The organism is Janthinobacterium sp. FW305-128 (genome assembly GCF_020858135.1).
Lineage (GTDB): Bacteria > Pseudomonadota > Gammaproteobacteria > Burkholderiales > Burkholderiaceae_D > Janthinobacterium.
In genome coordinates this window covers 478,591-500,489 of the sequence record NZ_JACYMK010000002.1, presented here as the reverse complement: position 1 = coordinate 500,489, position 21,899 = coordinate 478,591, and the positions used below count along the sequence as shown (strand labels likewise).

Genomic DNA, 21,899 nt, shown 5'->3' with positions numbered 1-21,899 from the left:
CTACAGCTGGGTCAGCAAGGCCTGTGCCTCGGCCCGCTGCGGAAAGTCCTTGTTTGCGGCAAGCAATTGTTCCAGTTGCTTGCGCGCACCGCCCTTGTCCCCTGATTTCGCCAGGGCCGCGCCCAGGTGGTACTGCACTTCGGGCGACTTCGGCGCCAGCCCCGCCGCCTGGCGCAGCAGGGCCGTGGCGCGCTTGACGTCGCCTTGCTGCAGCACGATCCAGCCCAGGGTGTCGAGCACGGCGGGATTGTCGGGCGCCAGCTTGAGCGCCTGCTCGGCCGTCGATTGCGCGCGCGGATCTTTTTCCTGCTGATACGCCCAGGCCAGGTCGTTCAGCGCCACGACATTGCCCGTGTCCTTGGCGACGACATACTGGAAGTGCTCGATGGCAGCGCGGTATTGTTTGGCCGCCAGGTAAGTACCCGCCAGGTACGTGCGCGTCGGCAAGTCTTCCGGATGTGCCTTGAGCCAGGTGGCCATGCGCGCATCGGCTTCGCGCGTCTGGCCCGACGCCTGCAAGGCGCGGTACAGCTGCACCTGCAAGGGGCCGATGGGGCTGATGTCGAAGGCGTGCTGGTACAGCTTGACGGCTTGCTGCGGCAGCTTTTGCTCCATCAGCACGTCGCCTTCGAGCTTGTAGCCGGCCGCCAGCTTCGGCTGCTGTTCCTGTACTTGCCGCGCCACGGCCAGCGCCTCGCGCTGGCGGTTCAGGTTCAACAGCAGGGCCACTTCGACCACGCGCGCTTCGAGCAGGGCCGGGTCAAGCGCCTGCGCCCGCTTGACGGCTTGCAGCGCGTTATGATGGTCGCCCAGCGCCAGGTGCAGGCTGGCGATGCGCATCTGCAAGGGTGCGGATGTCGTTTGCAGGCTGGCCAGCTTGTTGTAGCTGTCGAGCGCGGCCGGCGCCTGGCCGGCGCTGTACTCGACCTGGGCGCGCAGGGCCAGCGCATCGGCGTCGCCCGGATGGCCCGTCTGCAAGGTGCGCGCCAGTTCCAGCGCCTTGTCGGGCGCGCCCGTCTTCAGGTAAAAATTACTTAATAGCAGGGCCGGCGCGACGGCGTCGGGATTGTCGCGGTGGGCCCGTTCGAGCCAGCGCCGCGCCTCGTCCGTCTTGCCCTCCGATGCGGCCAGCTTGGCCAGCGCCGCGCACAGGTCGGCATTTTTCGGCGCCTTCGCCAGCGCCTTCTCGAAGCGCTGTTTCGCCTGCTCCGGCTTTTTCTCGGCCAGGTCGATCTGCGCCAGGTTGTTCAGGGCGGGCAAGTACACGGGGTCCATGCTCAATGCTTGCTCGAAACTGGCGCGCGCGGCGGGCAGATCGCGCAGGGCCAGGTAGACGCCGCCTTTCAGGTTCAGCAGCAGGGGATTCGTGCCTTTCTGCTGCTGTTCCATCATCTTGACGCTGGCCAGGGCCTTGTCGTTCTGCTTGTTGCGCAGCAAGGTCATCACCAGCATGGTGCCCGCCTGCGGCGTGCTCTTGTCGAGCATGCTGGCGCGTTCCAGTTCATTGATGGCGCGGCTGTTCTCGCCCATGCCCAGGCGGCTGATGCCCAAGGCCGCATGCAGTCTGGCCGTGTCCGGCGCCAGGGTGCTGGCTTTTTCGAAATATGCCGTCGCCTTGTCGTACTGGCGCGCGCGCAAGTGGGCTTCGCCGGCCAGCGACAGCAATTCCACGTCGTCGGGGAAGGCGGTCAGCATCGGTTGCAGCAAGCCGATGGCGGCGTCGGTCTTGCCGCGCATCAGTTCGATCGAGGCCATCATCTTGACGGCGTACAGGTGCTGGGGATACACGGCCAGGAAGCGGCGCAGATAGCTTTCCGCCAGTTGCGGCGAACCGAGCGCCAGTTGCACGGCGCCGGCCAGCAGGATGGACGGCATGTGATCGGGCGCCGCCTTGAGCACCAGCTGCAAGCCCTGCAAGGCCGCCTTGTTCTTGCCCTGGCGAAAATCGAGCAAGGCCTGCGCCTGCAGCAGGCCCAGGCTGTTGGGTGCCGTCTTGCGCGCCGTGGCCAGTTGGGCCGCCGCTTCCAGATAGCGGTTGTCGACGATGTCGAGGTTGGCCAGGTCGATGTGCGCCTGGGTATTGTCCGGTTTGATCTTGAGGATCTGCATATAGGCTTGCCGCGCCGCGCCGTTCTTGCCTTGCAGGCGCAGCAGGTCGCCCTGCAGGCGCAAGGCGTCGAGGTTGGCGGGCGCGCTTTTCAGGGCTTGCGCCAGCAGCAGCTCGGCCGCCGGTACCTGCTGCTCCAGCGCCGACAGCCGCGCCAGTCCCAGCAAGGCCTCGACCTGGTCGGGATGGGCTTCGAGCAGGCGCGCAAACAGGGCGCGCGCCTCGTCCTGGCGGCCCAGGGCCAGCAGGGCGTCGCCGCGCAGGGCCAGCACGCTGGCGGGCTGCGCCGCGTCGTCGGGGATCTCGGCCAGCACCTTGTCGAACTGGCCCAGCATCAGCCAGGTCTTGCCCAGCAGTGGCATCACTTGCTGCGGCGCCAGGCCCAGCGATTTTGCCTTGCGCAATTCTTTCTCGGCCGACAGCGCTTCGCCCGTGTCGATATAGATGCTGCCCAGCAGCAAGCGCGCGGCCGCATTGTCCGGTTCCTTTTGCAGCAGGTTTTTCAACTGGATGATGGCGGCCCGCGCTTCGCCTTTCTGCCGGTACTGCTGCGCGTCGGCCAGCAGGCTTTCGCTGCTCTGCGTGCCGTGGCAAGCCGTCAGCAGGGGCAGCAGCAGGGCACAGCACAGCGCGGCGGCCGGCAGGCCAGGGAAAGGACGGGGCAGGGAAAGGGCCATGGAAATCTCCGGTAGCGGCATGCGTGGACGATTAGCCGATTCGCGATGGGCGATAGGCATGGCCTAGCTTAAAAAGATGGCAGCCGGTCTCCTTGATTGCGCTCAACAAGCCGCCGATTGTCCGCACGCATGCTTGCCGGCGTCCCGGTTTTCTTGTTCTCGCTCAAGAATGGACAAACCGGCAACCGTAGAATTTCCCGGACGGTGATGCGCAGGCCGCAACCATTCGGAGCACATGCATATGGACAGCAATGTGAATAGCAATATCAATAGCAAGGCGGGCGTGGTGGCGGTGGTGGGTCTCGGCTACGTGGGCTTGCAGCTGGCCGTGGCGTTTGGCACACGCCAGCGCACGATCGGCTTTGACTTGTCGGCGCGCAAGGTGGAAAGCTACCGGCGCCACATCGACCCGACGGGCGAAGTCAGCCATGAACAGTTGCTGGCCGCGCAATGGCTGAGCGTGGGCTGCGACCCGGCCGAGCTGCAACTGGCCGATTTCATCGTCGTGGCCGTGCCCACGCCCGTCGACAGCGCGCACAATCCCGACTTTTCCGCCCTGGCCGGCGCCAGCGCGGCCGTCGGGCGCCACATGCGGCGCGGCGCCATCGTCATCTACGAATCGACCGTCTATCCGGGCGCCACCGAGGACATCTGCATTCCCATCCTCGAACAGCATTCGGGCCTGCGCTGGAAGGACGACTTTCATGTGGGCTTTTCGCCCGAGCGCATCAACCCCGGCGACAGGGATCACACCCTGCACAGCATCCGCAAAGTGGTCTCGGGCGATGACGCCACGACACTGGACAAGGTGGCCGCCCTGTACGAAGGCGTGGTCGGGGCGGGCGTGCACCGGGCCTCGAGCATCAAGGTGGCCGAGGCGGCCAAGGTCATCGAAAACACGCAGCGCGACCTGAACATCGCGCTGATGAACGAGCTGGCCATCATCTTCGACCGCATCGGCATCGACACCCTGGAAGTGCTGCAGGCAGCCGGCACGAAATGGAATTTTTTACCATTTCGTCCGGGACTCGTGGGCGGCCACTGCATCGGCGTCGACCCATACTATTTGACGCACAAGGCGGAAATGCTCGGCTACCACCCGCACGTGATCCTGGCGGGGCGCCGCATCAACGACGGCATGGCCAAGTTCGTGGCGGAAAAGACCATCAAGGAAATGGTGCGCGCCGGCTTCAAATTGAAAGGGGCGCACGTCAACGTGCTGGGCCTGACCTTCAAGGAAAACTGCCCGGACCTGCGCAACTCGAAAGTGGTCGACATGATCCATGAACTGCAATCGTACGGCGTGCAGGTGCACGTGCACGACCCCGTCGCCGATGGCCGCGAAGCGCTGGAAGAATACGGTTTGGCCTTGGAAAGCTGGGAACAACTGCCGCGGGCCGAGGCCATCATCAGCGCCGTCTCGCACCAGGCGCTGCTGGCCCGCCCGCTGGCCGACTTCCAGGCCAAGGTGCTGGAAAATGGCTGCTTCATCGACATCAAATCGCATTTCGACCCCCGTCCGCTGGAGGACGGCGGCCTGCACGTGTGGCGGCTGTGATGGCGGCCGATGCCTTCGATCGGGCCGCAAACGCGGCGCAAGGCGCCACCGCTGGCGGCCCGGCTGCCGGCGCGTACGCGCAAGCCTGCGCGCAACTGGTGCAAACGCCGCGCCGCTGGCTGGTGACGGGCGTGGCCGGCTTCATCGGTTCGCACCTGCTGGAAACCCTGCTGCAACTGGGACAGGAAGTGCGCGGCCTCGACAACTTCATGACGGGCCATCGCCACAACCTGGAACAGGTGCGCGCCAGCGTGGGCGAGCAAGCGTGGCGCCGCTTCACCTTCATGGAAGGCGATATCCGCGACCTGCAGGCGTGCGCACGCGCGTGCGGCGTGCCGGTACAGGCCGCCCGCGGTGGTAATGGCGATGGCGAGGCGGACGGCGGGACTGATGCGGCCGATGGTGCCAGCGGCGCTGGCGGCAGCCTGGCCGGGCGCGGCCCGGCCGATACGGGCGGCGCTGTCGACTACGTGCTGCACCAGGCGGCGCTCGGTTCCGTCTCGCGTTCGCTGGAAGACCCGCTGCTGTGCCACGCCGTCAATGTCAACGGCTTTCTGAACATGCTGGCCGCCGCGCGCGAGGCGGGCGTGCGGCGCTTCGTGTATGCCGCGTCCAGCGCCACGTATGGCGACCATCCGGCCTTGCCGAAAGTGGAACAGCACATCGGCGCGCCCCTGTCGCCGTATGCCCTGAGCAAATACGTCAACGAACTGTACGCGCAGGTGTACGCGCGCTGTTACGCCATGCAGACGGTGGGCTTGCGTTACTTCAATGTCTTCGGTCCGCGCCAGGACCCGCTGGGCGCCTACGCGGCCGTCATTCCCCGCTGGATCGCCGCCATGCTGGACAATCAGGCCGTGCGCATCCATGGCGATGGCGCCACCAGCCGCGACTTCTGCTTCGTGCACAATGCCGTGCAAGCCAATATCCTCGCCGCCACGCGCACCGACCCGGCCGCCGTCAACCAGGTCTACAACGTGGCTGTCAACGCCCGCACCAGCCTGACCCAATTGCACGCCACCATGCAGCAGATGCTGCTCGCCGTCCGCCCGCAGCACGTGCCGCAGGCGCCGCACTACGGCGAGTTTCGCGCCGGCGACGTGCGCCATTCGCAGGCGGACATTGCCAAGGCTTCCCGCCTGCTCGGCTATGTGCCCACGCACACTCTGGCGCAAGGCTTGCGGCAGACCATCGCCTGGTATGTGGCGCAGGCTGGCCGTGCATGAGAACCTGGCCCGCCAGGTCTGAGGCACAAGCTGGCCAGGTACACCCGATATCCGTCCGATCGCCGGCCTTTCAGCGTTGCACGGGCGGCGCTGTCGGCGTTGTTGCTGACGCCGTCGGCGCGGGCGGCTCCGGCACGCCATCGGCCTTGCTGCGCAAAACCCGGGGCGTGCCGCGGAAATCGGCCGTATGCAGGGTCACGGGGCGGCGCCAGATGCGGGCGATGTACGCCAGCACCCGTTCCGCCCGCTCCAGGTCGAGGCCGCGCCCATCGCGCTGGTGATCGTGGCGCAGCACCAGGCTGCCGTCGTCGTTGAGCAGCGTGACGGCGATGCACGGCGCGCCATAGTTGTATTTGGGCGCCAGGATGGCTTCGCGGATGGCAGGCAAGTCGCGGCTGGCCAGACGCGTTTCGCCATCGCGGTGGCTTTCATGCACGAACAGGCCCAGGCGCTCAGCCAGTTCGCCATCCAGATAATTGCGTATGAAACTGCAGTCGTCGTCGTCGCGGCAAATCTGGCGCGCCCGTGCCAGTCCTTCACGCTCGATGATGTGTTCCCACATGCAAAAGCCCAAATGATAGGGATTGACGGCCAGCGCCTGCTGGTGCTCGCCCGCGTAAGGGCGCACGACGTCCGAATGGGACTTGATGGCGGACAGGTACAAGGCCGGCGGCAGGAAGTCGGCTTCGCGCAGCAGCCGCGCATGCCAGTACGAGGCCCAGCCTTCGTTCATGATCTGGCAGGCGTACACAGGATAAAAATAAAACGACTCTTCGCGCACGGCCAGGAAAATGTCGCGCTCCCAGTCCGCCAGTTCCGGCCCATGTTGTGCGATAAACCAGAGTAAATCGTATTCGGGCTGCGGCGGCAGGAGCGGGCGCTGCGCCAGCCTTGCCCGGGCCGCCTCATGCGCCGCCAGCGCGGCCGCTTCGCCGGGCAAGCGCCGGTAGCGTTGTGCAAAAGGATCTTCCGCGCCGGGTCTGGTTTGCGTGCCGGCCACGCCGGCTGGCGCCGCATACGGAGGCCGGTGCAGTTCGGCGTGCACGTCCACGTGCTGCTCGAGCGCCAGTGCCGCGTCGAGCACGGCTTCCACCTGCTCTTGCCCATGGCGTTGCAGCGCCAGTTCGAGACGCTGCGCCCGCGCCGCGCTTTGTTCCAGGATGTGCTGGCCCGCCATGTCGCCGAAACGCAGGAACAGGGCATTGCGGCTGGCAAAGTCGGCGTGGCCCAGCACGTGCGCTGTGACGAGGGTGTTTTCCGCCACGGAATTGTGTTCGGCCATGTAGGCATGGCAAGGGTCGCCGGGAAACATGACTTCGAACATATGCGAGTTGCCCATCTTTTGATGCACGAGCTGGTGGATGTAGCGCACGCCGAACGACCAGTGGCGCATGCGCACGGGCAAGCCATAGATGGCGATCTCGGCCATGAAGCTGTCCGGCACCAGCTCGAACTCGACGGGGGCAAATTCCAGCCCCAGTTTCCGCGCCAGCGCTTCGATGCGCGGCGCGTAGGCGTCCAGGCCGGCCAGGTTTGCCGTGCCGCCATGGTGCTGAGCGTCATGCCGCGTCATGCCGCGTCCTCCGTCTCGGCCGCTTCGTGCTGGAAAAAGGTGCGGATGGCCGCCCAGATATCGTCATTCCTGCTCAGGATGCTGCTGTGCAAGGGCAAGCCCCGGCGTTCCTGCTCGGCGCACAGGCTGTGCATTTCCGTTTCCAGGCTGCGCGGTACGCCGGGCACGGTTTCCACATAGCCCATGTAGTTGACCAGGGCGGCCAGTTCACCGAGGGCCAGGCTGGCCGCCGCCCGGTCTTCGCTGAAATTCTCGCCATCGGAGGCATAGAACAGGTAGGCGTTGTAGCGGCCCGGCGCATAGTGTTCCTGCAGCAGTTCGCGGCTCAGGCGAAAGGCGGTGGACGCCATGGTGCCGCCCATGCCGTTGACCTGGAAGAACTCGGCTTCGGAAAACTCCCAGGCCCGCGTCGTATGGGCAATAAAACGTGTTTCCACGCGCGCATACCTGCGGCGCAAGCCCTGCAAGGCAAAGAAAAAGAAGGATTTGGCCAGTTTGCGTTCGGCCTGCGCCATACTGGCCGACACGTCCAGCACGAAAAACACGACGGCGTTCGTGCTGGGCCGGGGCTGTGGCAGGACCTGGCGGTAACGCAAGTCCTCATTGGTGAAGGGCACGGGCTGCGTTTGCAGCGCGCGCCGCTTGATCGCTTCCTTGACGGTGCGCCGGCGGTCCAGGCGCGACCGGGCGCCATGACGGTCCAGTCCGCTACGCACGAGCTGTACTTCGTCCATCGGCCCTACGTGGCGGGGCTTCAGGTGCGGCAGCTCGAAGGCGTCCCACAGCCAGTCGAGAATGTCGTCGATGGGAAACTCCAGCAGCAGGCGCACGGCTCCCTCGCCATCGCCGCCTTCGCCTTGCGTTCCAGCCCCGCCCGTGGCGGCAGGGTCGGCCGCGCGCAGGATATCGCCGGGCTGGCCGTCTCCCTGGCCCGCGCCCATGCTGTTGCGCGCGGGCGCCAGACGGAAACGCGCATGTTCGAGCAGACGCATGGGTACTTGTACCGTGCGCTGCTGCGGCCCGCCGATCAGGTCAGGCGTGGCGATCAGCTCGGGCAAGTGCGCCTGCACGGCGTCGCGCACTTTCTGGTTGTGGCGCAGCCAGTCGCGCGCGCCGCGCGAGAACAGCCCGTACCAGGGCTGGGCCAGGTCGGGCGCGGCGGCTCCCGCAGGACCATCCTGCTTGCCTTTGCCTGGCGAGGTCGTGGCGGACATGGCTATTCCTGCGCCAGCAAGGTGGTCACATAGTTGAGCGCTTCGCGCGCGCTGTGGGCGTCGTAGCCGTATTCGTCGACCAGGCGCTGCTCGACGGCGGAAATCCTGGCCCGCACGTCGTCATCGGGGCGCTTGGCTGAACCCACCAGGCGCAGCACGTCGCGCCGCTGCTCGAACAGATATTGCTGGATGGCGTCGTGCAGTTGCGCATGGCTGCCCAGGCCGAACGCCTCGCCCCGCTTAAAGGCGCTCATGGCCTTGCGCACCACTTCTTGGCGGAACGACTGCTTGCCCGAGTCGCTGATGTGGATTTTTTCTTCCACGGCGCGCAGGAAGCGTTCGTCGGGACGGCGTTCTTCGCTGGTGATGGGGTCGCGGATCTGGCGGTTGTCGAGCATGGCTTCGACTTCATCGAGATATTTGTTCAGCAAGTCTTGCGCCTCTTGCTCGAACGACACGAACAGGGCCTTGTGCACGTCGGCCTTGACCCAGCGGTTATAAAAGTCCTTGCGCGTGAGCACCAGGTAATCGACCCACTTGCGCTTGCGCCGCGGTTCGATGCGCGCATCGCTTTCGATGCCGTCTTTCAGGGCCAGCAGCACGTCCATGGTGGACAGGCTGTTGCGCTGGGCGGAAATGATGGCGTGCGACAGGGCATTGATGACGAAACGGGGCGACACGCCCGCCAAGCCTTCGTCGGGCGCCTTGTCGCGTTCGCGCAGGCGGCGGATGTCGGCATGCTGCAAGTCGTCGACGTCTTCGTCGGCGTACACGCGCAGTTTCTTGACCAGTTCCGCTTCCTTGTCGTCGCCCTCGGGCAAGCGGCTCAGGATGGCGAACACGGCCGCCGCATGCAGCACGTGCGGATCGAGGTGCACGTCGCGGAAGGCGGGCGCTGCCGCCTGGATCAACTTGCGGTAAATGCGCGCTTCTTCGCGGTAATTGAGCGTGTACGGCACTTGCACGATGACCATGCGGTCGAGCAGGGCCTCGTTTTCGCTTTCTTGCATGAACTTGCGAAATTCCGCCAGATTCGTGTGCGCGACGATGGTTTCATCGAGGTAAATCAAGGGGAAGCGCGATACCTTGACATTCTTTTCCTGCGTCAGGGTCAGCAGCAGGTAGAGAAATTCGCGCTTGACCTTGAGGATTTCGATCATTTCCAGCATGCCGCGGCTGGCCGCATACACGGCGCCCGACCAGGACCAGGCGCGCGGATCGCCTTCGTCGCCGTACTGCGCCACTTTCGACAGGTCGACGGAACCCACGAGGTCGGCCAGGTCGGCCGTGGTGGGATCGTGCGGTGCATATGTGCCGATGCCGCAGCGGCCCGCCTCGGACAGGTGGATGCGTTCGACGGGCATGCGCAGGAAGTCGCCGCCGTACTGTTCTTCCAGGCGGGCGCGGCAATGGGGACACAGTTCGCCGTGCAGTTCGGCATCATAGCTGGCGCGAAAGTCGGCGCGCATGCTGTGCGGCACCAGATGCAGCGGCGATTCGTGCACGGGACAGCCGGCGATGCCATATAGCGCGCCTTCACTGCTGTGGCTGTATTCTTCCAGCCCCCGCTTGAGCAGGATCACCATGGTGGACTTGCCGCCCGATGGCGGGCCCAGCAGCAACAGCATGCGCCGGCCCACTTCGGAGCCGGCGGCGGCGGCCTTGAAGTAGGCGGCGACCCGGTCGATCGCCTCGTCGATGCCGAACAGCTCGTCGTCGAACAGGCGGCAGCGGAAGCGCCCGCTGTCGTCGGTCTGGCCGTTCCAGCGCATCATGTCCCACAGATACTGGTGCGCGCTGCGCGTCAGCAGGCCCGCGCGGCCGGGCAGGATTTGCTCGATGAAGTCGGCAAAACTGCCACGCCACGGACTGATGCGGTGTTTTTCCGCCCAGGCCGCCATGCCGTGCACAAAACCCGCATGCTGGCCTTGCTCGCCCGCAGGCACGTCGTCATCGGATTGGTGTGGCCTACCAGGAATCGTCATTATTTCCCCATCCATACCGTTGCTGCCGTGTGCAGGCCCAGTTCCAGCCTGCCAGTCAAGTATACGACGCTGCCTCTGCCCGCACGACTGATCTCGCTCAACCTTGACGAGGGAACTATTTTTATCCTCGCTGCGCCCATTGAGACAAGGCAGCCATGCGTCAGCGCGGTTCAATCCAGATCAATACTGGCCTGCGCGGCACGTCCACACTGGTCTTGCGACGACCCACGAGGAGAACATAATGATAGGTAACGAGAATGGTTTCAGCGCCCCGCCTGGCGGCAGCGGCAGGGGACAAAGCGCGGACGATGAAGAGGCCGTCGGCCAGTTTGCCGCCCCCGGCGAAGACGACCATACGATCGAGAGCGCGTCCGTCTCGGAGGTACCCGACGCCCTGAGCGGCGTCAGCATGGAATTGCTGGAAATCAAGCGCAGCATCGAAGACGGCATGCGCCAAAGCATTTCGCAGGCGGGCGGCGTGCGCGCGGCCGATGCCTTCAGCGACGGCGGCAATATCCAGGGCGTGTCCATCGGCCTGGGCGAGGGCGCCAGCGACAGCTCGTCCGGCGAGCCGGGCTTGCCGGCCCTGACCCTGTACGTGGCCGAACCCACCTCCGTCGACCGCGCCAAGGCCGCCATCGTGGGGGCCATGGGCGTGCGCGCCGTGGCCAGCGACAAGGTGCCCGTCAACATCGTCGTCACGGGCGTGATCGATGCGCAACCGCACCGTTTCCGCTTGCGCCCGGCGCCGGGCGGCGTGTCGGTCGGGCATTTCCGCATCACGGCCGGCACCATCGGCTGCCTGGCCGTGGGGCGCAGCGCGCCGCGCAGCGGCCGCTTGATGATCCTGAGCAATAATCACGTGCTGGCCAATTCCAACGGTGGCGTGTTCAACGATTGCATCGTGCAGCCTGGTCCCATCGACGGGGGACGTTGTCCGCAAGACCAGGTGGCCGTGCTCGAGCGTTTCGTGCCCATCAATTTCAGCGGCGGCGTCAATTACGTCGATTGCGCCACCGGCTGGGCCTGGCCTGACCGCGTGCGGCCCGAACTGGTCTACCTGAGCGGCGGCGTGCCCGCCTACTTCCGTATCAGCAATGCGCTGGTGGCCCCCGCGTTGGGCATGATGGTCGGCAAGTCCGGCCGCACGACGCAATTGACGCAGGGCCGCATCACGGGCCTGGGCGCCACCATCAACGTCAATTACGGCGGCGGCAGGATCGCGCTGTTCCAGGACCAGATCGCCATCACGGGCGTGAGCGGGGCGTTCAGCGCGGGCGGCGATTCGGGTTCGTCCATCTGGACCTGGAACCAGCAGCGCAATCCCGTCGGCCTGCTGTTTGCGGGCGGCAACAACATCACGTTTGCCAACCAGATGCGGCGCGTGGTGGCGGCGCTCGACATCAATTTGTACACCTGAGCACGCTGCCAGGTGCCGCCTTGCATAACGCTGCTTTTTGCACGATGATGATTGTATGAGAGGCCGCAGCCATGCATGGTTGTGCCCGGCGAACGGCGCTGCAGCGCCGGATGGCCGGGTGTATCATGGAATGCCTCAGGAGGGTTGTCATGTCAAACAGTAAATTCGTACCATCGCCATATGCCGTCTTCGAAGACGCTGCCATGCCGTACTTACCGGATGAAATTCCTGGACAGGGCATGGGGCAGTACACCCCGGCCGCGCCCCACGGCCGATTGGAAGCGGCAAAGCGGCGCAACGAGCGGGCGCTGATGGCCATCGACGGCGTGGAAGGCGTCAGCGTGGGACACACGGCCGTGGGCAAGGACGCGCTCGTCGTGTATTTGCGCGACTCGTCCGTCAAGCGGCGCGTGCCGTCGCAGGTCGAGGGCTATCCGGTGGAAACGAGCATCACTGGCCAGATCGATATCCAGCGCTGGTAGGCAGGCAGGCAGGTCTGGCCGCCTGGCCGCGGATCGTTGCGGCGGAAGGCCTGTTGCCAGGCCTTCCGGGTTCCTTTCAGCCGGCCCTACTTGCTCAGGCGGCTGATCGCTTCGGCCACGCCCGCGCCATAGGCGGGGTCGCACAGCGTGCAATTGCCGATGTGGCGTTGCTTGACTTGCTCCGAGGCGCCCGAGATGGCGCGCGCCGTGTTGTCGAACAAGGCTTGCTGCTGCGCCGCCGTCATCAGGCGGAACAGGGCGCGCGGCTGCGAATAGTAATCCTCGTCGACCCTGTGGTTCCAGTGGTCGGCCGCGCCCTCGATGCTCAATGGCGGTTCGCGGAAGTCCGGCTGCTCGGCCCATTCCTGCTCGCTGTTCGGCTCATAGCCCAACGTTCCTCCCTGGTTGCCGTCGACGCGCATCTGGCCGTCGCGGTGGTAGCTGTGGAACGGGCATTTCGGCGCATTGACGGGGATATGGCTATGGTTGACGCCGAGGCGGTAGCGCTGCGCGTCGCCATACGAGAACAGCCGGCCTTGCAGCATCTTGTCCGGCGAAAAGCTGATGCCGGGCACCACGTTGGCCGGGTTGAAGGCCGCCTGTTCCACTTCGGCAAAATGGTTGTCGGCATTGCGGTTCAGTTCCAGCACACCCACTTCGATCAGCGGATAGTCGCCGTGCGGCCACACTTTCGACAGGTCGAACGGGTTCAGGTGATACGTGCCTGCCTCTTTCTCCGGCATGATCTGCACGTACAGGGTCCAGCGCGGGAAATCCTTGTTTTCGATGCTTTCATACAGGTCGCGGTGCGAGCTTTCGCGGTCCTTGCCGACCAGTTCCTCGGCTTGCGCGTCGGTCAGGTTTTGTATGCCTTGCTGGGTTTTAAAGGTGAACTTGACCCAGAATCGCTCGTTTTGCGCATTCAGGAAGCTGAAGGTATGGCTGCCGAAGCCATGCATGTGGCGGAAACTGCGCGGCAAGCCACGGTCGCTCATCACCACCGTCACCTGATGCAGCGCTTCGGGCAGCGAAGTCCAGAAATCCCAGTTGCTGTTAGCGCTGCGCAAGCCCGTGCGCGGGTCGCGCTTGATGGCGTGGTTCAGATCGGGAAATTTCAATGGGTCGCGCATGAAAAACACGGGCGTGTTGTTGCCGACCAGGTCCCAGTTACCTTCTTCCGTATAAAACTTCAGGGCGAAGCCGCGGATATCGCGTTCCGCATCGGCCGCACCCCGTTCGCCGGCCACCGTGGAAAAGCGCGCAAACATCGGCGTTTGCTTGCCCACTGCGCCAAAAATCTTGGCCCGCGTGTAGCGCGTGATGTCGTGCGTGACGGTAAACGTGCCGTGCGCGCCCGATCCCTTGGCATGCATGCGGCGCTCGGGAATCACTTCACGGTCGAAGTGGGCCAGCTTTTCCAGGAACCAGACATCTTGCAACAGGGCGGGGCCGCGTGGGCCGGCCGTCTGGATGTTCTGGTTGTCGACGACAGGCGCGCCAAAGGCGGTGGTCAGCTTTTTCATTGGACTCTTTCTTTCATGGCTAGGCAGAGCAATGGACGCACCGGCGCTACTCAAACACTGGCTGGGCTGAATGCACACTCACCGGGGCTGGTCCAGAGTAAAATTTCTAAAATGCAAACCAGTGTAAACTTTTTGGTACGGGATGGCTTGCCACGCCGTCCGAGCAAGCTCAGCCGGCGTACTTGCATCATAAGCGCTCCATCGCTGCCGCTCCCGCACGCTTGCAAGTTGCCAGTATATAAAGGCAGGCGACGATCACGCCACTGGCCTTTTGCCCAGTTCTTAAAACTTGTTCCAGTTGTTATGCCGGTGCTCCGTCGCTTCCTTCATCAGGTGGCCCGCGCGCAGGGCGTCGTCGGCCTGCAGCGTCATGGCCAGTTCCTGGATGGCGGGCGGATAGTCGTGGTGGGCCGCTTCCTCCAGCAACTCACGGCCCTTGGCCAAGTCGCGCGGCACGCCGCGGCCTTCGCGGTAGGCGTTGTACAGCAGGAACATGGCGTGTGGATTGCCCAGTTCGCTGGACTTGGCCAGCCAGTGCGCCGCTATGACGGGATCTTGCGGCACGCCTTCGCCATTCGCCGCCAGCAGGCCCAGCATCAGAGCCGCCTTCGCATGGCCTTGCTGCGCCGCTTGCCGGTACCACAGCCAGGCTTGGGCCGGCGTGGCCGCGCGCAACATCTGGCCCAGCTCGAACGCCGCTTCCGTGTCGCCGGCGCGGGCCGCCTGTTCGAACAGACTCAGCGCCTCGGCGCGGCGCTCAGGGCGTGGCTGGTAAATCAGCGCCAGTTCGCGTTCGGCGACGGGCATGTCCTTGCCGGCCCAGCTGCGTACCTTGCGTTCGGCCTGGTGGTCGCCCGCCTGGCGCGCGAGCATGGCCACGGCTTCGATTTCCGCCGCCGTGGGTGGTGGCGACGACTGGCAGGCGGCCAGGACGGTAGCCAGCACGACGGCGGGAAGGGAGAGGGCGTGTTTCATCTGGATGAACTTTCATCAAAACAGGCCGGAACTGACGCAGTCCCGGCCCATGGACCTTATTTGCTCAGGTCGATGCGGTACTTGGCGAAACCGCTGGCATCGAGCCCGCCTTCGGCCGCCACGCTGGCGATGCCGCTGCCTTGCGCCAGCGCCAGGTGGCCCGGCGCCGAGCGCAGGATCACGGGGCCGGCCGTGGCCGTCTTGACGAAGCTCCAGCTGCGCGCGCTGCCATTGGCCGCCAGCGTCACCTTGCCGCCCTTGGTGCTGAGCGACGCCAGGTAGTTGCTGACCACGGCCTGGTTCGCATCGGGCGACTTGATGATGGTCTTGCTGCCATCGATGCCCGGCACGGCACCGCCGCCGCCGGCGCGGTAATCGTTGGTGGCGACGATGAAATCATCGCCATCGGCGACCGGCGCGCCCTTGTACGTGAGGTTGACGATACGGCTGCCGACCTTTTTCGTCACGTCGATCTGGTACGTGAGGGCATTGTTTTCCGCGTAGAACACGTCGTAGTTGTAAATCGTGCCATACGACGGCACCAGGTCCTGCTCCGCCGTGGCGCTCGGATCGATCTGCGCGAATTGCTTGGCCGACGTTTCCAGCCACGCCTTCAAGTCCGCGCCCTTGATCTTCACGGCTTGCAAGTTGTTATTGCTATATAAATACAGGTCGCCCGGATTGCGCACCTGCAAACCGATTGGCGCGGCCGGCGTCGCGCCCGCGGCCACGTCCGTGAAGTCCGACGGCCCGTTGCGGCCCGCCTTGAATGGCGCGCTGCACGAGATGACGGGGATGTTCTTGTAGCTGGACAAGGTCGCATCCGTGCTGGTGGCGATGAAGTTTTTCACATAATCGAGCTGTGCCTGGTTCACCAGCTGGATGGCGCTCACGTCGCCCACCAGCGCGAAATAGGCGGACATCTCGAAATCCGTGCTGATGCCCAGCGGCTGCTTGGCGTAGGCGATGGTGGCCGCATGCTCGGTGGCTACCAGCGGGGCGATGGCCGGGTCGGCTTTCACGAGGGTCGTGCCATCCGTGTACTTGAAGCCGCGCGATTCCACCGTCGTCTTGGCCGGCTGCACCACCCACTTGCCGCCCTGATAGACCATCGTCAGCTTGATGATGCCCAGACGGCGGCCCCAGCTTTGCGCCATGACGGTGGGCACGCCGTTCACAAAGCCGTTGACGGCGTCGATCTTCGCGCTGGCGGGGAAGGCGGCAAACGAAGCGTCCAGCGCGGCCGCGCCCGTCTCTTTGCCTTTCGGGAAGATCAAGTGCGAGTGGCCGATCATCAGGGCGTCGATGCCCGTGCTGGTCAAGTGATAGCTGCCGTTTTCCATCTTCGGGCTGTAGGTGCTGGTGTCCAGGCCGCCATGGGACAGGGCCACGACGAGGTCGGCTCCCTTGTTGCGCAATTCCGGCACATATTGCTTGGCCGCTTCCTGCACGCCCGTCACGCTGACTTTGCCGGCGAGCACTTTCTGGTCCCATTCGAGGATTTGCGGCGGCACAAAGCTCAGCACGCCCACATTGATTTTCACGGTCAGCTTGCTGCCGTCGGGCGCCGTGGCGGCGAAATCGCGGGGCAGCAGGGCGTAGGGCTGGAAGATGGGCTTGCCGCTGCTCACGCCGACGACATTGCTCAGCACGGAAGGGAAGGCGGGCGCGCCGCAAGTGCCCGTCGGCTTGGCCACGCCGGGGATGCCGAAATCCGTGTTGGTGATCTGGCTCAGGTAGGGCAAGCCATAGTTGAATTCATGGTTGCCCATGCCGCCCGCGTCGTATTTCAGCGCGTTCATGGCCTTGTGCACGGCCAGCGTGCCGCTGCACGGCACGGGCGCGGCAACGGCCTGCAGGTCGGCCAGCAAGGTGCCCTGGATGACGTCGCCATCGTCGAGCAAGACGTTGTTCGGGTTTTCCGCGCGCGCCGCCTGGATCAGGGTCGACGTGCGCTCCAGGCCCAGGCTCGTGTCTTCGGCCAGCGCGTAATAGTTGTAGCTCAACACGTTCGAGTGGATATCGGTCGTTTCCAGCAATGCCACGGTGACCGTCGTGCCCTCGGGAATGGCTGGCGCCGTACTCGAACTGCCGTTGCAACCGACGAGACCCGCACTTGCCAGCGCCGCCAGCATGACCCAATTTGTTTTCATTACCGCCCTCGGAAAGATTCAAAGGACGCGACTGTAACGCCGCCATATGACGCGACGATGACAGCCGTGCAAGGCGCATGGATGCAGCGCTGCGCGCGATGGCGCGCCTGCCTGTCAATGTGCCGGCAGTTTTTTCAGCACTTCATTGCTGAAGTAAGGCTCGTCTTCCACCCAGAAAATATAGTCGAGGTCCAGGTAATTGCGGGCAAAGTCGAGCAAGTCTTCGACTGAATTCTTTTTCCCGGTACGGGGATTGATTTGGCGCAGGTTGCCGTCCTGTACGGCCATGCCCTTGACCAGGTTCGCCGGATAGTCCTTGATAAAGCCGTAACTCTGGCCCATATGGCTTTTCCGATACGGCATCAGGTCAGGACCGCCGACGCCCATCCGCAGCGCTTGCGCTTGCGCAAACAGGCCGCGCATATAGCCCTTGTCGGTCCACGGCAGCCATTCACCGGGCAGGAAATTCAGATACACCATGGTGGTGGTGTGGGGAAAAGCCGCGGCCAGTACCTGCATGTTGTCCTTGATGGCATCGACATAGTGTTGCGGCTTGAAATCATCGGGGAACGTCGTATTTCCCTTGCCGTCTTCCACGCCAATGTCGATCGAGCTTTCGCTGAAATTGATGCCCTCGATTTTCCCGTCAAATTCCTTGCCCAGCGCCTGGATCAAGCGTTGATAACGCTCGCGTACCGGCGCTTCCCACATTTTTGGCGACCAGCCATATTCATCATCGGTGACCGCTTTATGCGGGTCGCGTTCCGGTGCGGAAAGCATGCTCTGCTTGATGATGCCGCCCTGGTAGCGAGGATCGCTGAGCAAGTAGGCCGGCACATTGTGGCGCGGCGTGAAGGATTTTTCCTGCAATTGTATCCACAGCTTTTTCCCGATCGAGTCGAGATAGGCGATGTCGTGGCGGATCGGCGCAAAATCGTAACGGTCCTGTTCCGGCTCCAGGCTGCGCCAGGTGTACACGATTTGAGCACCGCTGAAGCGCGGATCGCTTAATGCCTTATCCGCGCGGATGTTTTCCCCGTGCGGTTCACGGTGATTGAAGTAAATATAGTGCTTGATCGGGTGCTTTATTTCCGCGGCAATCGCACTGCCCATCATCAAAATAACTAATGCAAAAAACGTTGTATGGCTGCGTAAGATCATCGATTCCTTGGGCACTGTGAGAATTTAGCCGTTCAGTCGCCAGGCGCTTGCTTCGATAGCAGAGCCGGTGCGATTCCACTATAGCACCTTGAGGAGGTGGCCTGGACTGCGCGGCGTGTTCAGGATGGCAGGTGATGATTAGCATGCTAAATGCAAGTAAGTTGCATTATAATTCGCAAATGCAATTGAACTGCATTTGCTTCCGCCATCACGCACCCACCAATTCGAAGGATTCCCCATGCCCCAGCGCAAACTCCCCGTCACCGTCCTGTCCGGCTTTCTCGGCGCCGGCAAGACCACCTTGCTCAACCACATACTGCGCAATCGCGAAGGCAAGCGCGTGGCCGTCATCGTCAACGACATGAGCGAAGTCAATATCGACGCTTCGTTGGTCAAGGATAGTGCCGAAGCGGCCGGCGCGGCGCTGTCGCGCACGGAAGAAAAACTCGTGGAAATGTCAAACGGCTGCATCTGCTGCACCCTGCGCGACGATCTGTTGCTGGAAGTGCGGCGCCTGGCTGCCGAAGACCGCTTCGATTACCTGTTGATCGAATCGACGGGCGTGGGCGAACCGATGCCCGTGGCCGCCACCTTCGACTTCGAGGACGAGCACGGCGACAGCCTGAACGACGTGGCCCGCATCGACTGCATGGTCACCGTCGTCGACTGCGCCAACCTGCTGGCGGATTTTCACAGCGAAGACAGCCTGGAGCAGCGCGGCGAGATCGCGGGCGAGGGCGACGACCGCCAGCTGGCCAACCTGCTGACGGAACAGATCGAGTTTGCCAACGTCATCGTCCTCAACAAGGTCGACATGGTGGCGGCGGAAGAGCGCCGGCGCGTGCTGGCCATTTTAAAAGCCCTCAATCCCGGCGCGCGCATCATCGAAACCAACCAGTCCATCGTGCCGCTCGACGCCATCCTGGGCACGCACTTGTTCGACCTGGAGCAGGCGGCCGCCATGCCGGGCTGGGCCCAGGAGTTGGCCGGCAGCCACACGCCGGAGACGGAAGCCTACGGCATCGGCAGCTTCGTCTACCGGGCGAAGGAACCGTTCCACGCGCAGCGCCTGCACGATTTCATCTCGCAGCCGATACCGGGCGTGGTGCGCAGCAAGGGATATTTCTGGCTGGCCAGCCGCCCCGAATGGGTGGCCAGCCTGTCCGGCGCGGGCAAGCTGATGAATATCGAGCCCGTGGGACTGTGGTGGGCGTCCGTACCGAAGGAGCGCTGGCCCACGGATGCTGCATCGCTGGCGGAAGTCAAGGCGGGCTGGAGCGAAACTTACGGCGACCGCTACCAGGAACTCGTCTTCATCGGCCAGGACATGGACCAGGCCGCCATCGAGGCGGACTTGAAGAAGTGTCAACTTAACCATACGGAAACGCGCCAGGGCATGGCCGCCTGGCGCCAGCTGCCCGACCCGTTTCCCCAATGGCAACGGATGGAAGAACTCGAAGACTAACTTGAACAGGAACACACTATGACAGAACTGATCCCCGTCACCATCATCACGGGTTTTCTCGGCAGCGGGAAAACCACCTTGCTCAAGCGCATATTGCAGGGCGATCACGGCGTGCGCATTGCCGTGATCGAAAACGAGTTCGCCGCCGAAAGCATCGACCATGGCTTGCTGGTGCAGGACAGCGACGAGCAGATCGTGGAAATGAACAATGGCTGCATCTGCTGCAGCGTGCGGGGCGACCTGATCCGCATCCTGGGCGAATTGCACGCCAGGCGCGCGGCGGGAAGCATCACGTTTGATCACGTGATCATCGAAACGACGGGCCTGGCCGCGCCGGGCCCCGTGGCGCAAACCTTCTTTGCGGAGCCAACCGTCAGCGAGTGCTATATGCTGGACGCCATGTTGACGGTGGTCGATGCGCGCCATGCGCAGCAGCAATTGACGGCCCACAAGGAAGCGCAGGAGCAAGTGGGCTTTGCCGACCGCATCCTGCTGTCGAAGACAGACCTGGTCGGCAAGGATGAACTGGCCGCGCTGCGCCAGCGCCTGGCCGCCATCAATGGCCGCGCCAGCATACAGAAAGTGCGCTTTGGCAATGTGCCCTTGCGCGACATCCTGAACATTCGCGGTTTCAACCTGAACGCCATCGTCGAACTGGAGCCGGATTTCCTCGGCGAACTGGGCCACCGCCATGGGGACGGCGTGCAATCGTTCGTGTACCACCAGGCCCAGCCCCTCGATCTGCTCCAGGTGGAAAACTTTCTCGATGCCGTGGTGCAGCTGTTCGGCGCCCAGCTGATGCGCTACAAGGGCATTTTGTATGTTGCTGACTTGCCATGCCGCGCCGTGTTCCAGGGCGTGCACATGCTGATGGGCTCGGAATTGGGCGCACCGTGGCGCGACGATGAGCCGCGCGCCAGCAAGATCATTTTTATCGGCCGCGACTTGCCGCAGGAGATGCTGATCCGGGGCCTGGACCGCTGCGTGGTCAAGGCGGATAGTCCCGTCGGGGTGGCCGCATGAGCGTGGAAGCGGGCTTGCCCGCCCTGGCGCTGATCTTTCTGCTTGGCATGCGGCATGGCCTGGAACCGGACCACCTGGCCGCCGTCGATGGCCTCACCTTGCGCAGCCAGGCGGCCCACCCGCGCTGGACGCCGTGGATGGGGGCGCTGTTTGCGCTCGGCCATGGCGTCTGCGTGCTGGCCATCGTGGCCGTTGCCGCCCTGGCATCCAGGCAATTCGCTCCTTCGGAAAGCGTGTTCGGCTGGCTGGAATGGCTGCCCATCGTCTTGCTGCTGGTGATAGCCGCCCTGAATGCGCGCAGCTTGCTGGCCGGCGCGCAACTGGCCGAGGTGCGCGGCCGGCTGCTGCCAGGCTGGCTGCGGCGCGCGTCCGGGCCGCTGGGCGCCATCCTCGTCGGCATGCTGTTCGCGCTGGTGTTCGATACGGCCCTGCAGGCGGCAGCCTGGGGCTATGCGGCCGTGGCGCTGGGCGGCATGGGGCCGGCCTTGCTGACGGGGACGGTGTTTGCCGTCGGCATGGGCGTGACGGATACCTTCGATGGCTGGGTCACGGCAAAGGTCATGCGCACCGGCAAGCTTGATGTCGTGCGGGCGTTCCGCCGCCGCCTGGGCTGGCCCATCGTCGCCATCTGCGTGGCGATGGCCGCTTACATGGCTGCCGGCAAGCTCGATCCGGCCTGGTCGCTGCCGGAAAGCTGGACGGCGGCGCTGGGCGCGGCCATGCTGCTGCTGATGGCGGCCCTGTACGGCTGGACCTTGCTGGGCTTGCGCCGCGTGCGTGTGTAAGGGAAGGGCGTGGGTATAATGGAAAAAAACTGCCGAGTCTTCCCATGCCCGCACCCGATATCGTCATCCGCCTGCTCACGCCAGCCGACACCACCGCCTTTTGCGCGCTGCGCCTGCGCGCCATCCTCGATTCGCCCAGCTCGTTTTCGGCGTCACGCGAGGATGAGCTGGCGCGCACGCCGGAAGAACACGTGCAGCGCATCGCCGGCGGCACCCTGCAGCGCGGCTTTGGCGCCTTCGATGGCGATCGTCTCGTCGGTTTTGCCGGCTTGCGGCGCGAATCGCTGCGCCAGTTGTCGCACAAGGCCGTGCTATGGGGCGTGTTCGTCGATGTGGCGCAGCGCGGCAAGGGCGTGGCGCGGCGTCTGGTGAACGCCTGCATCGAACAGGCCGAGACGGACCCTGCCATCATGCAAGTGCACTTGAGCGTGAATGCGGAAAACAATGCCGCCCTGCGCCTGTATGAATCCCTGGGATTTATCGCGTATGGCACGGAGCCGCGCTCGATGCGCGTGGGCGACCTGTTTTATGACGAGCATCACCTGGCCTTGCTGCTCAAGTGATGTCAGAAG

At 64.2% G+C, this 21,899-nt stretch carries 16 protein-coding genes; 8 read left to right on the top strand and 8 right to left on the bottom strand.

The window, feature by feature from the left end:
• Nucleotides 1–2,784, bottom strand: a complete 2,784-nt coding sequence (gene prsT, locus IGS60_RS07095) for an XrtA/PEP-CTERM system TPR-repeat protein PrsT (protein WP_230503322.1) — start codon at nt 2,782–2,784, stop codon at nt 1–3.
• Nucleotides 2,785–3,037: 253 nt separating this feature from the next.
• Between prsT and IGS60_RS07090 the strand changes: the two genes are divergently transcribed.
• Both IGS60_RS07090 and IGS60_RS07085 read left to right on the top strand, forming a co-directional pair.
• Nucleotides 3,038–4,342, top strand: a complete 1,305-nt coding sequence (locus IGS60_RS07090) for a nucleotide sugar dehydrogenase (protein ID WP_230503321.1) — start codon at nt 3,038–3,040, stop codon at nt 4,340–4,342.
• On the top strand, nt 4,342–5,568 hold the full coding sequence (locus IGS60_RS07085) for an SDR family oxidoreductase (protein WP_230503320.1): 1,227 nt from the start codon (nt 4,342–4,344) through the stop codon (nt 5,566–5,568). The genes IGS60_RS07090 and IGS60_RS07085 overlap by 1 nt, the downstream gene beginning before the upstream one ends.
• Nucleotides 5,569–5,638: 70 nt before the next feature.
• Here the strand turns inward: IGS60_RS07085 and IGS60_RS07080 are convergent, their stop codons facing one another.
• The 3 genes from IGS60_RS07080 to IGS60_RS07070 are packed head-to-tail and all read right to left on the bottom strand — an operon-like array spanning nt 5,639 to nt 10,340.
• On the bottom strand, nt 5,639–7,141 hold the full coding sequence (locus IGS60_RS07080; protein WP_230503319.1) for a SpoVR family protein: 1,503 nt from the start codon (nt 7,139–7,141) through the stop codon (nt 5,639–5,641).
• Complete coding sequence (locus tag IGS60_RS07075) at nt 7,138–8,355, bottom strand: DUF444 family protein (protein WP_230503318.1); 1,218 nt, start codon at nt 8,353–8,355, stop codon at nt 7,138–7,140. The genes IGS60_RS07080 and IGS60_RS07075 overlap by 4 nt, the downstream gene beginning before the upstream one ends.
• A 2-nt stretch (nt 8,356–8,357) precedes the next feature.
• Entirely contained in the window at nt 8,358–10,340 is a 1,983-nt protein-coding gene (locus IGS60_RS07070) for a serine protein kinase (protein WP_230503317.1), read from the bottom strand.
• A 241-nt stretch (nt 10,341–10,581) separates the two neighbouring features.
• On the opposite strand from IGS60_RS07070, the gene IGS60_RS07065 reads away from it, so the two are divergent.
• Complete coding sequence (locus tag IGS60_RS07065; protein WP_230503316.1) at nt 10,582–11,760, top strand: S1 family peptidase; 1,179 nt, start codon at nt 10,582–10,584, stop codon at nt 11,758–11,760.
• A 149-nt stretch (nt 11,761–11,909) separates the two neighbouring features.
• On the top strand, nt 11,910–12,242 hold the full coding sequence (locus tag IGS60_RS07060; RefSeq protein WP_139143634.1) for a hypothetical protein: 333 nt from the start codon (nt 11,910–11,912) through the stop codon (nt 12,240–12,242).
• 86 nt (nt 12,243–12,328) lie between these two features.
• On the opposite strand, the gene IGS60_RS07055 is transcribed toward IGS60_RS07060, so the two are convergent.
• The 4 genes from IGS60_RS07055 to IGS60_RS07040 form a co-directional block, all read right to left on the bottom strand.
• Nucleotides 12,329–13,765, bottom strand: a complete 1,437-nt coding sequence (locus IGS60_RS07055) for a catalase (RefSeq protein WP_230503315.1) — start codon at nt 13,763–13,765, stop codon at nt 12,329–12,331.
• Between the two features lie 282 nt (nt 13,766–14,047).
• Nucleotides 14,048–14,740 (bottom strand): tetratricopeptide repeat protein, encoded by a 693-nt coding sequence (locus IGS60_RS07050; protein WP_230503314.1) that lies wholly within the window; start codon nt 14,738–14,740, stop codon nt 14,048–14,050.
• A gap of 56 nt (nt 14,741–14,796) precedes the next feature.
• Entirely contained in the window at nt 14,797–16,893 is a 2,097-nt protein-coding gene (locus IGS60_RS07045) for a bifunctional 2',3'-cyclic-nucleotide 2'-phosphodiesterase/3'-nucleotidase (RefSeq protein ID WP_230503313.1), read from the bottom strand.
• A gap of 114 nt (nt 16,894–17,007) precedes the next feature.
• On the bottom strand, nt 17,008–18,054 hold the full coding sequence (locus IGS60_RS07040) for a hypothetical protein (protein WP_230503312.1): 1,047 nt from the start codon (nt 18,052–18,054) through the stop codon (nt 17,008–17,010).
• A gap of 238 nt (nt 18,055–18,292) precedes the next feature.
• Here IGS60_RS07040 and zigA point away from each other — a divergent pair, with 238 nt between their 5' ends.
• The 4 genes from zigA to IGS60_RS07020 are packed head-to-tail and all read left to right on the top strand — an operon-like array spanning nt 18,293 to nt 21,890.
• Entirely contained in the window at nt 18,293–19,519 is a 1,227-nt protein-coding gene (zigA, locus tag IGS60_RS07035; protein WP_230503311.1) for a zinc metallochaperone GTPase ZigA, read from the top strand.
• A gap of 18 nt (nt 19,520–19,537) precedes the next feature.
• Nucleotides 19,538–20,542 carry a GTP-binding protein gene (locus IGS60_RS07030; protein WP_230503310.1) on the top strand — a complete coding sequence of 335 codons (1,005 nt, stop codon included), beginning with the start codon at nt 19,538–19,540 and terminating at the stop codon, nt 20,540–20,542.
• Nucleotides 20,539–21,327, top strand: a complete 789-nt coding sequence (locus IGS60_RS07025; RefSeq protein ID WP_230503309.1) for a nickel transporter — start codon at nt 20,539–20,541, stop codon at nt 21,325–21,327. Before IGS60_RS07030 ends, IGS60_RS07025 begins: the two co-directional genes overlap by 4 nt.
• Nucleotides 21,328–21,371: 44 nt before the next feature.
• Nucleotides 21,372–21,890: a GNAT family N-acetyltransferase gene (locus tag IGS60_RS07020; protein ID WP_230503307.1), complete on the top strand. Its 519-nt coding sequence runs from the start codon at nt 21,372–21,374 to the stop codon at nt 21,888–21,890.
• The last annotated feature ends 9 nt before the right edge of the window (nt 21,891–21,899 follow it).